General features: G+C 57.1%; 10 protein-coding genes and 1 pseudogene (1 of these 11 cut by a window edge). 9 read left to right on the top strand and 2 right to left on the bottom strand.

All coding sequences use genetic code 11. The features are described from left to right. Positions 1–244 precede the first annotated feature (244 nt). From Q2B33_RS04985 to abc-f, 4 genes are all read left to right on the top strand, one after another. Positions 245–2,014, top strand: coding sequence for an ABC transporter ATP-binding protein (locus Q2B33_RS04985; protein ID WP_300564754.1), 1,770 nt, complete (start codon positions 245–247; stop codon positions 2,012–2,014). 255 nt (positions 2,015–2,269) lie between these two features. Continuing rightward, the gene (locus tag Q2B33_RS04980; RefSeq protein ID WP_300564756.1) at positions 2,270–3,610 is read left to right on the top strand and encodes an MFS transporter; all 1,341 of its coding nucleotides are present in this window, start codon (positions 2,270–2,272) and stop codon (positions 3,608–3,610) included. Between the two features lie 606 nt (positions 3,611–4,216). Continuing rightward, positions 4,217–5,941, top strand: a complete 1,725-nt coding sequence (locus tag Q2B33_RS04975) for an ABC transporter ATP-binding protein (RefSeq protein ID WP_300564758.1) — start codon at positions 4,217–4,219, stop codon at positions 5,939–5,941. 631 nt (positions 5,942–6,572) lie between these two features. Then, positions 6,573–8,123 (top strand): ribosomal protection-like ABC-F family protein, encoded by a 1,551-nt coding sequence (gene abc-f / locus Q2B33_RS04970; protein WP_300564760.1) that lies wholly within the window; start codon positions 6,573–6,575, stop codon positions 8,121–8,123. 83 nt (positions 8,124–8,206) lie between these two features. On the opposite strand, the gene Q2B33_RS04965 is transcribed toward abc-f, so the two are convergent. Next, positions 8,207–9,115 carry a hypothetical protein gene (locus Q2B33_RS04965; protein ID WP_296473169.1) on the bottom strand — a complete coding sequence of 303 codons (909 nt, stop codon included), beginning with the start codon at positions 9,113–9,115 and terminating at the stop codon, positions 8,207–8,209. 423 nt (positions 9,116–9,538) lie between these two features. Between Q2B33_RS04965 and Q2B33_RS04960 the strand changes: the two genes are divergently transcribed. The 3 genes from Q2B33_RS04960 (at position 9,539) to Q2B33_RS04950 (ending at position 14,836) form a co-directional block, all read left to right on the top strand. Further along, positions 9,539–13,249: an MFS transporter gene (locus tag Q2B33_RS04960; RefSeq protein ID WP_300564763.1), complete on the top strand. Its 3,711-nt coding sequence runs from the start codon at positions 9,539–9,541 to the stop codon at positions 13,247–13,249. Positions 13,250–13,552: 303 nt separating this feature from the next. Next, positions 13,553–14,212 (top strand): NUDIX hydrolase, encoded by a 660-nt coding sequence (locus Q2B33_RS04955; protein ID WP_300564765.1) that lies wholly within the window; start codon positions 13,553–13,555, stop codon positions 14,210–14,212. A 6-nt stretch (positions 14,213–14,218) separates the two neighbouring features. Continuing rightward, positions 14,219–14,836 carry a hypothetical protein gene (locus tag Q2B33_RS04950; RefSeq protein ID WP_300564768.1) on the top strand — a complete coding sequence of 206 codons (618 nt, stop codon included), beginning with the start codon at positions 14,219–14,221 and terminating at the stop codon, positions 14,834–14,836. A 21-nt stretch (positions 14,837–14,857) separates the two neighbouring features. On the opposite strand, the gene Q2B33_RS04945 is transcribed toward Q2B33_RS04950, so the two are convergent. Further along, on the bottom strand, positions 14,858–15,067 hold the full coding sequence (locus Q2B33_RS04945) for a helix-turn-helix transcriptional regulator (RefSeq protein ID WP_296462247.1): 210 nt from the start codon (positions 15,065–15,067) through the stop codon (positions 14,858–14,860). A 147-nt stretch (positions 15,068–15,214) separates the two neighbouring features. Here Q2B33_RS04945 and Q2B33_RS04940 point away from each other — a divergent pair, with 147 nt between their 5' ends. Then, positions 15,215–15,484 carry a hypothetical protein gene (locus Q2B33_RS04940; RefSeq protein ID WP_296462250.1) on the top strand — a complete coding sequence of 90 codons (270 nt, stop codon included), beginning with the start codon at positions 15,215–15,217 and terminating at the stop codon, positions 15,482–15,484. A 30-nt stretch (positions 15,485–15,514) separates the two neighbouring features. Beyond that, a pseudogene (locus Q2B33_RS04935) lies at positions 15,515–15,712 on the top strand (MmcQ/YjbR family DNA-binding protein) (it continues 195 nt past the right edge of the window).

The following is a 15,712-nucleotide window of genomic DNA, read 5'->3' as shown; positions in this document are numbered from 1 at the left end:
CCGCGGGGGTCAGATACCAAAGTGTCCGAAGGACACTTTCTGCTCTGCAGCGTTGCAAGCTTGATACCCCGTTGCTTGCAGCGGGGCATTTGATTGCCGGCGGGAATCAATAGGTGCAGGCAAAGCGCAAAATCGCGCTTGGAGGAACACACGCATGGAGCGGATTTTGCCCGCTTTGTGTCCGCTGCGTTCCGCAGCCGGTCAGGAGCCGGCTGCGGAGGAGCCTGAAAGGAGGCGCTTTGGTTTGATCAGGATAGAGGATTTGTCCGTGGCTTTCGGGGATACGGAAGTGGTAAGGCATGTGGATCTGGAGCTTTCGGGGGGAGAGATCCTGGGCGTGGTGGGGGAATCCGGCTCCGGGAAATCCCTCACGGCCCTGACCCTCATGGGGCTTTCGGCGGATTCTGCCCGTGTGACGACAGGACGCATTCTTTTTGACGGCGTGACGCTGCAGGAGGCGGGCAGGCCCCGGGACAAGGCCCTCTACCGCAGCTACCAGGGGGCCCGCATGTCCATGGTGTTCCAGGAGCCGATGACTTCCCTGAATCCCACTCAGAGGGCAGGGCGGCAGGTGGAGGAGACCCTGCGGCTCCACACGAAGATGACCGCCGGAGAGCGGCGGGAAAAGGTGCTGGAGGCGTTCCGGGCGGTGGGACTTAAGGAGCCTGAGAAGGTGTACGCAAGCTATCCCCACCAGCTCTCCGGCGGCATGCGCCAGCGGGTGATGATCGCCATGGCGGTGATTCTGGAGCCGGAGCTGATCGTGGCGGACGAGCCCACCACGGCTCTGGACGTGACCATACAGAACCAGATCATAGAGCTGCTGCGCCAGATCAACCAAAACCAGAAGAACGCCATGCTCTTCATCACCCATGACCTGAACCTGGCCAGGCGGCTCTGCCACAGGATTGCGGTGATGAAGGACGGCCGCGTGGTGGAACAGGGGCCCGCCGAGGAAATATTCCGGAATCCGAAGGAGGAATATACCAGAAAGCTGATAGAGGCCGTGCCTTCCCGGATGAAGAAGCGGAAGAAAGACGGGGATGCCATGGAAAACACAGCCGGGAGCCCCGGGACAAAGCGTTTTTCTGCTCAGGAGCCGGGGGGATCTGTCAGCAGGGATGCCTCTGAGGGCATGCGGCCCGGGGCTGAGGGAACCCTCCCCGGGCGTGAATGCGGGCAGGATGCCGATGGCCGGACGGAATCCCCTGTGGGCCCTGTCCTGGAGGTCAGGAATCTGTCCGTGTACTATCAGGACGGCAAGGTGAGTTTTTCCGCCGGGGAAAGGAAGAACCGGGAGGGAGGGAAGCTTTCCCTCAGGGAGAGGCTTTCCGGCACGAAAAAGGAATGGGTGGTGTCAGGGGCCGATTTCCAGATTTATCCCGGGGAAAGCCTGGGGCTGGTGGGGGAGAGCGGCTGCGGCAAGACCTCCCTTTCCAAGGCGATTCTGGGTATGAACTGCCATATCCAGGGGGAAATCAGGCATCACAGCATCAGGCCCCAGATGATATTTCAGGATCCCTACAGCAGCCTGAATCCCGCCAAGACCATCGGATGGCTCCTCCAGGAACCCCTGAGGGCTGAGGGGGCTCTGGACAGGACGAAGGCCATGACCAAGGGGGATATGGAGGCCGCCGCCTACGATATGCTCCGCAAGGTGGGGCTGGAGGAGAGCTATTTCCACCGCAGGCCCTCCCAGCTCTCCGGCGGCCAGCGCCAGCGGGTGAGCATCGGACAGGCCCTGATCACTGGCCCGGGCTTCCTGGTGGCGGACGAGCCTGTGTCGGCCCTGGATGTTACCATACAGGCCCAGATCATGGAGTTGCTGCAGAGGCTGCAGCAGGAGCTGCACCTGGCCTATCTGTTCATCTCCCACGACATCAATGTGGTCTATCGGATGTGCGACCGCATCATGATCATGCAGGAGGGCCGGATTATTGAAATCGGGGAGACGGAGGAAGTCTTCAGCCATCCCAGGGAGGATTACACGAAGCTGCTGTTGAGCAATTCCTGAGGGGCAGTGTAAAGAAAGCATCCTGCCCCGCGGATAGGATTGAAGGGTAACAGGCCCGCAATCCCTATTCCGGGCTTGAGGGAGGGCAGAAAGCTGTCATTTTGAAGGAGGTGAGATTATGTTGTTGGCTATTGTGTCGGCTCCGTGCAAAGTCTTTTAGGGCAGGATTGCATGGAGTAGAATGACTGCTCTGGGACTTTGCTTGTTTCGATTCTGAGAGAGAAAGAAAACGAAATCTGACAAGGAGCAAAGTCTATGAATAACGATAGGAACACAAAAGAAAACGACGGCGGAAGCATCGGGAGCACCCTCCGGGAGATGCGGACATTCCTGCTGCTTTGGCTGACCCAGTCCTTCTCCGGCCTGGGGAGCGCCATGACCAGCTATGCGCTGGTAATCTGGTCTTACACCCAGAAAGGCTCCGCCCTGATGACGGCGCTTTTGATGGTGAGCTCTTACGCGCCCTATGTGCTGCTCAGCATTTTCGCGGGCGCTCTCAGCGACAGGTGGAACAAGAAAGCCACCATGCTGATTTGCGACACTTTGGCTGCGGCTACTACGGTGGCCATGCTGATTCTGCTGCGGACAGGCAGGCTGCAGATATGGCATCTGTACCTGATCAATGGGATCAATGGGGTCATGAACACAGTCCAGCAGCCGGCTTCCGAGGTGGCGGTGACAAAGGTGCTGCCGAAGAAATATTATCAGAGGGTGGGAGGCCTGCGGTATTTCTCCAGTTCTGTGAATTCCATCATGACGCCCATCATCGCCACGGCCATTCTGGGCCTTTGGGGGATGGAGGCTGTGGTGGCTTTTGATTTGTCCACTTTCGGCATCGCTTTCCTGACGCTCGCGCTTGGGATCCGCATTCCTGAGGACAGGGAGGCAGCGCGGGAGCAGGGGAAGGAGAAGCTGTGGCATTCCACAAAGAAAGGCCTGTCTTATCTGCGGCAGCAGAAGGGGATACTGGGGCTGATTCTGTTCCTGGCATCCATCAACCTGGTGGCGTCCGTCTACCAAGCGGCCTTTCCGGCCATGATGCTCTCCAGGGAGGGCGGAAGCGAGAGAGCGCTGGGCCTGGTGAACGCGGTGATCGGCATGGCCACGCTCGCGGGGAGCATCTTCGCCTCTTTCGTGAAAGCGCCCAGGAGCCGGGTGCGGGTCATCTGCAACTGTCTGCTGTTCTCCATGAGCTCCGAGAATTTCTTCCTGGCGCTGGGCAGGACGCCGCTTGTGTGGTGCATCGGCGGGTTCCTGGGCTGGATCGCCATACCGCTGATGAGCGCCAATCTGGATGCCATCATGCGGCTGCACGTGCCGGAGCATATGCAGGGAAGGGTGTACTCCGTGAGGAATTCCCTGCAGTTCTTCACGATTCCCATCGGCTATTTCCTGGGAGGGTTCCTGGTGGATCGGGTGTTCGAGCCCATCATGGCGGCCCAGGGACCGGGGAGCGCGCTGACGCGGCTCTTCGGCAGCGGGAAAGGCTCCGGGGCGGCTTTCCTCTTTTTTGTGATCGCCTTCGCCGGAATCGGAGTGTGCCTGTATTTCCGGCGGAACAGGCATATCTGGGAGCTGGAAAGGCAGGAGAGCTGACGGGTGTGCGGGAATTTGGGCGATGATTTGTTTCGTATATTACCGAAAAAAAGGATAGTTCCATAAACAAAACACAGGGCTGCCTGATTAAAAAGGCAGCCCCTTTTATGGGTATTTTGCCAAGAATCCTGAATCCCGACGACAAATTACCATAATCTGCAAATCAGAAAAGAGTTTCCGTCTCAGCCTGTCTATACCCAGGGGCGCCATATCTCTTCCCTGCCCGATGAAACCTCTGCTATCTACTTCCGCTTTGTCTGGTTCGCCGTGGCGGATGAATACTATTTTCATCTATTTCACCCAGCGTCCCAGCAAGCGTGACAAAAAGCGTAAGGAAATACGACCTCTTGCACCCGAAAAAACACCTGTTGCGCAGACCATATTTACAGCAGGAGAAACCCCTGTATACTGTAGCTATAGCCGGAAAGCGCAGCCGGGGACGGCACGGAAGGAAAGGCCGGGTGAGAAGGGCCGGTAGGGCAAGAAGGAGTGTGAAGCACAAGTTGTGAAGCATGGACTGTGAATCAATCCGCCCAGGGCAGTACATAATCTCCGGGTTGCGCTACGGATTGCGGCGTCAGGCCGCGGGAAAGGGTGGACATCCATATGGACAAAAGTACGCAGAAACAGAGGGCAAAGGAATATATCCGTGAATTCTACCGGAACAACAGGGCGAACTTCACGCTGGCTGTCATAGCCGCCACACTGTCCAGCGGGATGCAGGTGGGAATCGCATATCTGCTCAAAGAGCTGACGGATGTGTCCATGAGCGGAGACCTGGGGACGCTGGCAGGGCTTGTGAGGACGGCTGTGGCCTTCCTGCTGCTGACGGTGGGGATATGGCTGCTGGACAGACGGTTCCGGCACAATTTCATCCGAAAGGCGGTGGAGGGCTACCGGAACAAGGCCTTCGATGCTATCACCTCCAAAGGAATCGCGTCCTTTGGAAAGGAGAATACCAGCAGCTACATCTCTGCCCTGACTAATGATGTGAACTCCATAGAGGCCAACTATCTGACGGCCAATTTCACTTTCCTTACACTTACGCTGCAGGCTGTTGCCTCTGTGGGACTGATGCTGTGGTACAGCTGGCCGTTGACTCTGACAGTGATGGCTCTGGGCGTTCTGCTCATTGCGGCCTCTTTGCCGTTCGGGAACCGGATCGCGGAACAGGAGAGGAAAGTCAGCGAGAAAAACGCCGGTTTCCTTTCCATGGTGAAGGATCTGCTCAGCGGGCTGGGAGTCATCAAAAGCTTCCAGGCCCAGGAAGAGGCGGCAGCGCTGTATTATGACAGGAACGGGAAGCTGGAGCAGACCAAATGCCGGCGCAGGAAAGCGGCGGAGACGGTGAATATCGTTTCGTTCATCGGCAGCTTTACCGTGCAGATGGGCGTGTTCTGCTATGGGGCCTATCTGAGCATCCAGGGAAGGATCACGCCGGGGGTGGTGATTGCCTTCGTCCAGATGATGAACTATATCATCAGCCCAATCCAGCAGCTGCCGGGGCTTCTGGCCAACAGAAAGGCAGCCGTAGGGCTGATAGAGAAGATGGCGGTCTACGGGGAGGACATATCCTCCGGGGCGAACCTGGAGAAGCTGGAGACTGTAGGGGATGGCATCCGCTTTGAGCATGTGGACTTTGCCTACGCGGAGGGAGCCGATGCATTGAAGGACGTGAGCGTCCGGTTCGAGGCCGGCAAGAGCTATGCCATCGTAGGCGGCTCAGGCTCGGGCAAGTCCACCCTGCTGAACCTGATTATGGGGAACTGTCCGGGGTACAGGGGGAGTGTCACGGTGGGCGGAAAGGAAATCAGCCGTCTTCAGCCGGACAGCATATTCGATGTGATTTCCGTGATTCAGCAGAACGTGTTCATTTTCGATGACACGATTGCACGGAATATATGTATGTTCCGGGAATTTGACAGGGAGCAGGTAGACTGGGCGGTAAACGGAGCGGGCCTGTCCGGGCTCATGGATGAGAAGGGGGAGGAGTACGTCTGCGGGGAGGGCGGCGCCTGCCTGTCCGGCGGGGAGAGGCAGCGCATCGCCATCGCCAGGAGCCTTCTGCGGAACTCCCCGGTGCTCCTGGTGGACGAAGCCACTTCCGCCCTGGACGCGGAGACGGCGGACAGTGTCACTGACTCTATCCTGAACATCCAGGGCCTGACCAGGCTGGTGGTGACCCACAGGCTGGACGAGAAGACCCTGAGCAGGTTCGACGGAATCGTGGTGATGAAGAACGGGCGGATAACAGAGCAGGGGACGTTCCAGGAGCTGATGGAACAGAGACGGTATTTCTATTCGCTGTACATGGTCAGCAGGGAGGCATGAAACCGGGCTGTGCATGTGCTGACCCGTTTGGTCTGAACAGAATGGTTTATACAATAGAGAATGGCTGTGCGGAAGTGCCGGGGATGCTTTATGAGGATGGAATATCCCGGCTGTAATAGGTTCTGTGAAATTGCAAATTGTGATTGACAGGGCAGGGGGATGTCGTCTATAATGAAGAAAAGTTTTTAAAATACAGAAAGGGCGTACGGAATGATTATTATTATTCGATAAGGACTCAATCAGGCAAGGGAAACGGAGAAAGGGAGAGGGAAGCCTCTTTCTTTTGGATGCTGAGATTCGGGGATTATCACTAATAATCATTTTGCTTACGCTTATAGAATCATTTTTCCGGAACGGTAAGTGCGGGCTGTCTGCTATGCACTGGCAGGGAGACAGGGGCAGGCTGAAAGGCGATGGGAGGCTGGACGGATAATTTGAGGTTCGGCAGCCAGCTGGAGACTGGACGGATAGCTGGAAGTTCGGCCGCCGTTTGGACATCGGAAAGCCGACCGCAGATTGGTCCCGGAAATGCCATGAAAGGTCAGCCGCCCTGTTGCGGACAACAGGCCGTCAAGCGAAATGCAGGACATAGATTAGGATAATCCCTCTGAAGGACAGGAGGGATTTTTTTATGCAGCAGAAATTATTGATGCAGGCGGAACATATCGCCTTAAGCTTCGGGGAACAGAAAGTCCTGGACATTGACCGGTTCGCGGTATACCAGGGGGAGCGCATCGGCCTGGTGGGGGCCAACGGCGCGGGCAAGACCACTTTGCTGCGGGTGCTGGCCGGGGAGCTGGAGCCGGATGCGGGTACCGTGAAGGTCATGTGCGACACCCATTTCTTCCGGCAGTTCTCGGAGGGGATAGACCCTTTTGAGCTGGACGGGAAAGAGATGAAGGCCCTGCAGATCCAGGACAAGGTATGGCAGGAGACCGTCAGCGGAGGCGAGGACACCAGGATGCGGCTGGCCTGGATGTTCAGCAGCGGGAAGAACCTGGTGTTCCTGGACGAGCCCACGGCCAACCTGGATATGAAAGGCATCGCCCTTTTGAAGCGCAAGCTCCTGGAGCTGGATACCATGGTCATCGTCAGCCATGACCGGGCGCTCCTGAACGCCATCTGTACCAGAATCGTGGAGATTCGGGAGGGAAAGCTGTCCGAATATGAGGGAAACTATGACGATTATACCCGGCTGAGGGAACAGGCTGTCCAAAGGCAGTGGACAGAATACGAGAATTACACCAGCGAGAAGAGAAGACTGGAAAAGGTCTACCAGCAGAAAAAGCAGAAGGCCGCGTCCATCGAAAAGCTGCCCAAGGGCATGAGTCCCAGGGAGGCGAAGCTGCGCAATTTCGTCTCCAGGCACCCCAAGGACGCCAAGGCCGGGAGGATGGAGTCCTCCGCCAAAAATGTGCTGGAGCGGATGGAGCATATGGAGGTAAAGGAAAAGCCCAGAGAGCTGCCCAAAATGCGCCCGGACTTCCGGCTCACCAATCCGCCGGAGAACGCGGTGGTGATCAAGGGGGAGGGCATCTGCTTCTCCTATGATAACGGCGGGGAGATTTTCCGGGACGCCTCTTTCCAGATTCGGAACCGGAGCCGGGTGGCTGTGGTGGGGGCCAACGGCGCGGGCAAGACCACGCTCTTAAAGCTGATTCGTCAGGAATATCCTCTGGAAAAGGGCTCCATCTACGTGGTGCCCAAGGCCGCCATCGGGCTGCTGGACCAGAACATGGCCTCCCTAGACTACGAGAAGACCGTCCTGGAGAACGTGATGGAGGACAGCGTGCAGAACGAAAGCATAGCCCGGACGATTCTGGCCAGGCTCCTTTTGTCCGCCCAGGACATCCGCAAAAAGGCAGGGGTCCTCTCCGGCGGGGAGCGGATCAAGCTGGCTTTCGCCAAGCTGTTCGTGGGCAGGGCCAACCTGTTGATTCTGGACGAGCCCACCAATTACCTGGATATCCCCTCGGTGGAGGCCCTGGAGGAGATGTTCGCGGAGTATGAGGGGGTTCTGGTGTTCGTTTCCCACGACGAGGCGTTCATCCGGGCCTGCGCCACGGAGATTCTGGAGGTAAAGGACGGCAGGACCATAAACTGCCTGGGCACGCCGGAGGAATACTTCGCCCGGGGTTTTCGGAGAGAAAGAGAGGGAAATGCCAGTTCTGTGCCCAGGTGAAAGCGAAGCATCAGTGCAGCGAAAAAATGGAGTACAGCGCCTGCAGCTGGGAGAGGGGCTGGAATCCGGCGCCACATGTCTGATTAAGTCTGTGAGGCCTTGTGGCTGCAAAGCATCTCTGTGAAAGCCTCGATGCTGTCTGCTTTGGCGGCAAGTTTATGGTATCTTCTCAAAGTATCGGAATCGGCGCATTGGAGCTCTTCTTTCAAAGATTCCGGAATCTCGCCGTAATCCTCCAAAAGCTCAAGGATAGACTGGATTCTGGTATCCTGTGCCGCCTCCTGTGCCGCCTCTTTTCGCTCGTAAGCAAGGAATTCCTCAAATCGCATATACTCCTCCTTTATCTCCGGCGCAGTCTTTACCCTGCTGACATAACCGTGGAGCTCTTTTGTAGTGTCGTCCATGGCATTGTCGGCAGTGCTGTGGTGCAGATACTGCAGCATGGTCTTGATATTTCCATTGCCGCCTTTCGTACCGCCGGTATAGAAATAAATGAATTTCAGCCCGTCCTCATACTTCAGCCCTTCCACCTCAGTACAGCGGTTCTCAAAGGTATACATCATGTAATCATACCCGAAAGGATCGAAGTTGAGAATCGTGATGACGAAAAGGTTCGGCATCCGGGAGAAATCGTCGTCGCCCCGCTTCATATAGCGGGAATCCATTTTTGCCTGGTAGAAACGGTTGTGCCTGGGCAGGTGGAGGTTCTTCTGCAGATGGGGCTCCAGGTCATAGACATTGGCGAGCCGTGTCCCGTCCCCGCTTTCCGGTTCCTCCACCTTTACATCCATCCGTATCCCGCGGTATCTGGGGTTCTGCGCGGGCAGGGTATACTGCGCCACGACCTTGACCTTTCCGATCTTGCGCTGGAGCAGCACGGAGAGCACTTTCCGGCAGAAAGCCTCCCCCACTTCCTGGTTCATGGCGATAGCATTCATAAGGAAATTGTCCAGGACATCCAGTTCCTCAAAGGGCTTGTTGCTGTAGCTCATAATATCCTCCTGTTCCGGCAGGCGGCATGGGTATGATCTCCACCCGTTTCGGTCAGGGACTGTAGCATGCAAAAGAGCGGGAGTCGTTATGAACCGAAAATCCGCACAGGTGCTTTTCCCATGGCCTGCCAACGATTTGGTTTGATTGCTGTGAAAATGTCGGCGAGATGCCATTGGATAACCCGCGCTGCGGGGTATGCTGATTTTCACATGTGTTTCAGATGAGTCCATTATATCAGAATATCGGTGCTTGTCAACACGGAGGATTAAATATTTTCACATTTACGGTGGTTCCTGCTGTTCTGTCCCCGGAACAAAAGGGATGGAATCTTTCCCGCAGGTATGATATGATAAAAGCCTGAAACAAGCTGGAGGATACGGATTCAAAGACGGCGATGCAAAAGCCGGATGGAGGAAGCGGGAATGGATTCTGGAAAAGCAGGTAAAAGGTTCTGGGCGGCGCTGTCCATCTTCAGCCTCATGGGGCAGGTGGCCTGGGTGGTGGAGAACATGTATTTCAATGTCTTCATCTATAAGATGTTCCACGCCTCGGCGGCGGACATCTCCCTGATGGTGGGGGCCAGCTCCGTGGCGGCCACGGTAACCACCATTCTGGTGGGGGCTTTCACGGACTATGTGGGAAAGCGCAAGGCCTTTATCTGCGGGGGATATCTGGCCTGGGGCCTGTCCATCCTGGCCTTCGCGCTTCTGCGGGTGGATTTCCTGACGCCTCTGGCGGGGAGCGCCCTGGGGGCGGCGTCTTTGGGCATCACGCTGGTGATCGTGCTGGACTGCGTGATGACCTTCCTGGGCTCCTCGGCCAATGACGCCTGCTTCAACGCCTGGATGACGGACTGGGGCGATGGTGGCAACAGAGGGAAGATAGAGGGCGTCAATTCCATGATGCCTTTGGTGGCCATTCTGGTGGTGTTCGGCGGGTTCTCCGCCTTCGACCTGGACAGGGCGGAGAGCTGGACGGCCATCTACCTGATCGTGGGCGCTGCCGTGATGCTGATTGGAGGGCTGGGGTTCTTTCTGATTGAGGAAAAGCAGGGGATAAAGCCGCAGACGAAGCGGGTGGCGGAACAGCAGACAGGGCCAGGACCGCATGCTGAGCCCAAGGCAAAGCAGCAGGCAAGGCGGGGAGGAAGGCCAGGGGAGGAGCGGGCCAGCTACTGGGGGAATGTCTCCTACAGCTTCCGCCTGTCCGTTCTGCGGGAGAATCCGCTGCTGTACGCGGTGATAGGGGCTTTCGCGGTGTTCGGCATCTCCATCAATATCTTCATGCCATACTTGATACTGTATTATGAAAAGACATTAGGCATGACTAACTATGTAATGGTCATGGCTCCGGCCATTGTGCTGGCGGCCGTGGCCACGGCGTTTTATGGGAGGCTCTATGACCTGCTGGGGTTCCGGCCTTCGGTGGTGCCCTCCATATTGCTCCTGATGGCGGGATATGTGCTGCTGTATTTCGGGCGGGCTACGGGAATCGTCTTTATCGGCTCCCTTTTGATGATGACAGGGTATCTGACGGGCATGGCGGTGTTCGGGGCCATGATCCGGAGCAACATTCCGGGGCAGCGGGCGGGCCAGTTCCAGGGCATCCGGATCATCGGGCAGGTGCTGATACCGGGTATCCTGGGGCCTGCCATCGGGGCTTTCGTGCTGCGGGACGCGGACAAAATAGTGAACTCGGACGGAACGGAGTCTTTTCTGCCCAATCAGAATATCTACCTGGCTGCGTTTCTGGCGGCAGCAGCTACCTTGGCGGTACTGGGGCTGATCTTCCGGATGATGCGCAGGGGGCGCCACAGGCTGGTGAGCCGGTGCGGGGAGCGGATTCTGGGGGAAATGCCGGGAATGCCGGAGGCCAGTGCGACAATAGAGAGCCATGAGGAGCCGGAAGCTGCCGTGCGGGGGCTGTCGGAGGTCGGGACAGCAAGAGAAAGCACCGAAGAGCCGGAAGATATCGTGCAGAGAAATCTGAAGGTCAGTGCGCTCAGGGAGAGCCAGGAGGAGCCGGAAGCTGCCGTGCCGGGTCTGTTGGAGGTCGGGACAGCAAGAGAAAGCACCAAAGAGCCGGAAGATATCGTGCAGAGAAATCTGAAGGTCAGTGCGCTCAGGGAGAGCCAGGAGGAGCCGGAAGTTGCCATGCCGAGTCTGTCGGAGCACAAGACAGCAAGGGAGGGCAAGGAGAATCAGGAAGCATCCATACCGGACAGGGGAACCGCCCGGGCCATGGCGGTCCGGGAGCCAGCCCGCGTCTGGGATGCCTACCCCCGCCCCCAGATGCGCAGGGAAAAGTGGCTCAGCCTCAACGGAAAATGGCAACTGAACGGCCGGGAGATTCTGGTGCCGTTTCCGCCCCAGGCCCTGCTGTCCGGATACAGGGGGCGCGTGGGCACAAAGCTGGAGTATGCCAGGAGCTTCACGCTGCCGGAGGGGTTCCGATCCGGAAAGGAGAAAGGCGGGCGCATCCTGCTGCATTTCGGAGCGGTGGATCAGGTGGCGGAGGTTTTCCTGAACGGGCGATTCGTGGGCAGGCATGAGGGCGGCTATCTGCCTTTTTGGTTCGATGTGACGGAATATCTGGCAGACAGTGAGAAGGGGGAGAACCTGCTGTGCGTCAAGGCGGAGGACACCCTGTCCGCGCTGTATCCCTACGGAAAGCAGCGGAAAGCCCGGGGCGGCATGTGGTACACGCCTGTAAGCGGCATCTGGCAGAGCGTGTGGCTGGAGCCTGTGCCGGACAGCTATATCGAAAGGCTGGACGTGGCGGCGGACACCCGGAAGGTGCGGATAACGGCGGTTCGGGGCGGAGAGAAAGACACGGAGAAAACAGCAGAAAAATCGGCCCATACTGAAAGGGAATCGGCTGCTGCCGGCGATGGCCCGACAGTGGCAGAGGAAGGTCTGCGAAGCGATAATGGGACAGCGGGCAGCGGACACAGTACAGACGCAGCCAGCGGCAGTGACGCAGGAAAAGCAGGCCTGTCCGTCACCATAAAGCTCCATGACGGCAGCCTCCATACGGTGCATGGGCAGAGAGACACGGTGGAAATCGACCTTTCCCGAATCCCTCTGGCGGACGGAACCTGCTATCAGCCCTTGCTGTGGACGACAGAGCATTCTTATCTATACGAAATGACGGTAGGACTGGGAGAGGACAAAGTATCCTCCTATTTCGGCCTCAGGACCATTGCCGTGGAGCAGCATGACGGCATCCCGAAGGTCTGCCTGAACGGAGAGCCCGTTTTCCTCCATGGCGTCCTGGATCAGGGATATTTCTGTGACGGAATCTATCTGCCTGCGGAAGCAGAGGAGTATGAGCGGGATATCCTGCGCATGAAGGAGCTGGGCCTGAACCTGCTGCGCAAGCACATCAAGATCGAGCCGGAATGCTTCTATTATTACTGCGATGTCCACGGCATGCTGGTGATGCAGGACATGGTGAACAGCGGCCGCTATTCCTGGATTGGGGACACCGCTCTGCCCACCATCGGGCTGTACCTGAAAGGCTCCGGCAGACTGGGCAGCAGGCGGCGCAAGGACTTTTTCCGCAGGCATATGGCGGACACCATCAGGCATCTGTACAGCCACCCCAGCGTCATCGCCTACACCATCTTCAATGAGGGCTGGGGGCAGTTCGACAGCGATGTCATGTACCGGGAGGCGAAGGGACTGGACGGCACCAGGCTCTACGATGCCGCATCTGGGTGGTTCCCGGGGAAGGAGAGCGATTTCCACAGCCAGCATATCTATTTTAAGCGCCTGTCTGTCCCGGAATCGCCTGACAGGCCTGTGCTGGTGTCGGAGTGCGGCGGCTATTCCTACCGGGTGCCGGGACATTTCTACGCGAAATACGCCAGCTTCGGCTACGGCGAATGCGCGGACGGCGCTGCGCTTACGGGGCGGATACGGGAACTATACAGGGAGACCATCCTCCCGGCGGTTCAAAGGGGGCTCTGCGGCTGCATCTACACCCAGCTTTCCGATGTGGAGGATGAGGTCAACGGCCTGTACACCTATGACAGGAAGGTCTGCAAGGTGGACAGGAAAGCCATGCGGGACATCCGGCGGAAGCTGGACGCGGCGGTTGGACGGAAAGCCGGGCAGCAGGCTGATTCATGATCGGGTGGACATATAGCAAGACGCAAAACATTGCAGCTTACGGGAGAGCTGCGCCTGTCCGCGGGAACTTTGACCAAAATTTTGACTCTCAAAGGAATCTGTTGCAGGAGGGTCGGCTTTGTGCTATCATGTTAGGCGGACAGAGACAGCCGATTTACAGATCAGGAACGGCGTCTGCCTTGCGGCAGGGAAATTGGGCGGCAAGGCAGCGCTTCGGAAATAAGGCAGGATTGCTTAAACATCGTCCGGGGATCGTAGGACCGGAATCAACGCCTTGGAGGCACTCATCAGGAGGTTAGGGAAATGGATAAGAATAAGGACAGCAATGAAAGAGAAAGCATGGCATCGGAAAATTCCGATGGTGCGGTAGAAGCGGCGGATACGTGGGAAAATCTGGCCTGGGAGGAGATCAGCACGGAGCATATCGTACAGGATGAATGGATTGACTTCAGGCGCTCTGATTACCGCTTCCCGGACGGAAAGGTCTTCGGGCCTTTTTACAGCTATAGCCGCCGGGACTACTGTATCATCGTGGCATCGGACGAAGAGGGGAACTATCTCTGCGTCAGGCAGTTCCGCCAGGGCATCAGGCAGGTGACCACGGAATTCCCCGCAGGCGGCATCGAACGCAAGGACGGCAGACAGTACGGCACAGGGCATGGCCCCGACGTGGCGGAGGATGCGCTGGAGGCGGCCAGGCGGGAGCTGCTGGAGGAGACCGGCTATGAATCAGACGAATGGAGGTTTCTGTGCGCCATCCCCTCCAACGCCACCATAGCGGACAACTACGCCTATATCTTCATGGCAGAGAACTGCCGCAAGGCGGGGGCACAGCACCTGGACGAGACCGAATTCCTGGGCGTCAGGAGATATTCCGCCTCTGAAATCCAGGAAATGATTGATAAGGGCCAGTTCCAGCAGGCCATCCACATCCTGGCGTGGCTGCTTGCACAGAGGGGATAGGGACAGATGTTTCACAGGAGGATCCTGCCCGCAGAGGAAGAGCTGAGGGACATGTTCTTATTACTGGCGTTCGAGGCGGTCTGGTACGGCGCGCTGTTCCATGGCCTGGGAAGCGGGGCGACGAGCGGAGCCAACGCTGCCGTATTTCTGCTGAGCGGCGCGCTGCCGCTGTACGTGGCGTACATAAAAGGCCGGGCGGCCCTGCGCTGCCGGAAGAAGCGGCGGGAGGCCATTGCCAAAGGGAGACACTGCCGTGGCATCATCAGGCGCATCGAGTCGGAGAGGGTTCCCTTCAGGGGCCGCCATGGACATGTCTATTATCGGAAAAGGTATTATCTGGTCATTGAGAAGATAGAAGAGGGCTTTCAATGCGGCACAGAGATAAAGACCGGCGCCTACCGGGTCCCCGTGCATCTCTACCTGAAATCCCCCGAGGTGCAGCTCTATTCAGGCCCCACCGGCTGGAATTGGTACGTGGAGGGGCTGCAGTGCGGCATGTTCCGGCAGAACCCCGGTGTATTTAAAACGGATGATGCGGATGGGGACACCTATGTGGGAGATGCCCTGTTCCAGATTCTTTTCATCGCCATACTGCTGCTTACGCTGCTGCGGATCGTCCTGTAGCCGGAGGGAAGGGCTTCTCTTTCACCTTTCCCGGATTTCAAATAAATCGCCCACCGTGCAGTCAAAATATTCGCAAAGCTTCAGAATCAGATTGGCGTCGATGCGCTGGAATTCATCGCGGTAATATCGGTTGAAATTGGTGCGCTCGATGTCCAGCGCGGAGCAGACTTTCTTTTTGGAAAGTCCATGTTCGGACAAAAGTTCCTCTAACCGGATGTGCAGATATTTCATGTGGCTACCCCCTGTGCGTTTCGGCGAATGCTTGTCTTTCAGTGATATTATATACAATGATTCTCTGTTAAATAACTCGTTTAATAGACATCTCTATAGAAAGAGTGTATAATAAGAGAGGTTTATATAAACACATGAGGAGGGATTATGGAACAGGGAATCTTTCACATTCTGGTAGAAAACGGTACGAGTGAACGGCTGGATGAAATCGCGATGAGAGATGAAGCTTACCAGAAAGCCAGCCAGGAACTGGATGACGCTATCCTTGAGAAGGAAAGCCTGACAGGGAAGCTGCAGGAAGCAGACAGGCGGATATCGGTATTGTATGGCAGCCTGATGGCGGCTTATGCGAAGCTGGCATATGAACAGGGCCTCAAAGACATGGCTGAAATTTTTGCAAAAAGCCTGAAAGAGTAACCATGCAGAGACGATGGCAGGAGGACTTTTATGCGGGAGAAGATTTTTGCCTATATTGAGAAGAAATACAAGGCCACCCCGGAATATCCCTGGGGAGAGGACGATGGCGCCGTCCTGCGCCATGGCGACAACAGGAAGTGGTTCGCGCTGGTGATGAACATCGGCAGGGTGAAGCTGGGGCTTGCCGGGGAGGACCGGGTGGACGTGATCAATCTGAAGATTGACGAT

Source organism: uncultured Acetatifactor sp. (assembly GCF_948601915.1).
Classification (GTDB): domain Bacteria; phylum Bacillota; class Clostridia; order Lachnospirales; family Lachnospiraceae; genus Acetatifactor.
The sequence above is the reverse complement of the archived record's forward strand: the minus strand, read 5'-3'. Positions and strand labels throughout refer to the sequence as shown.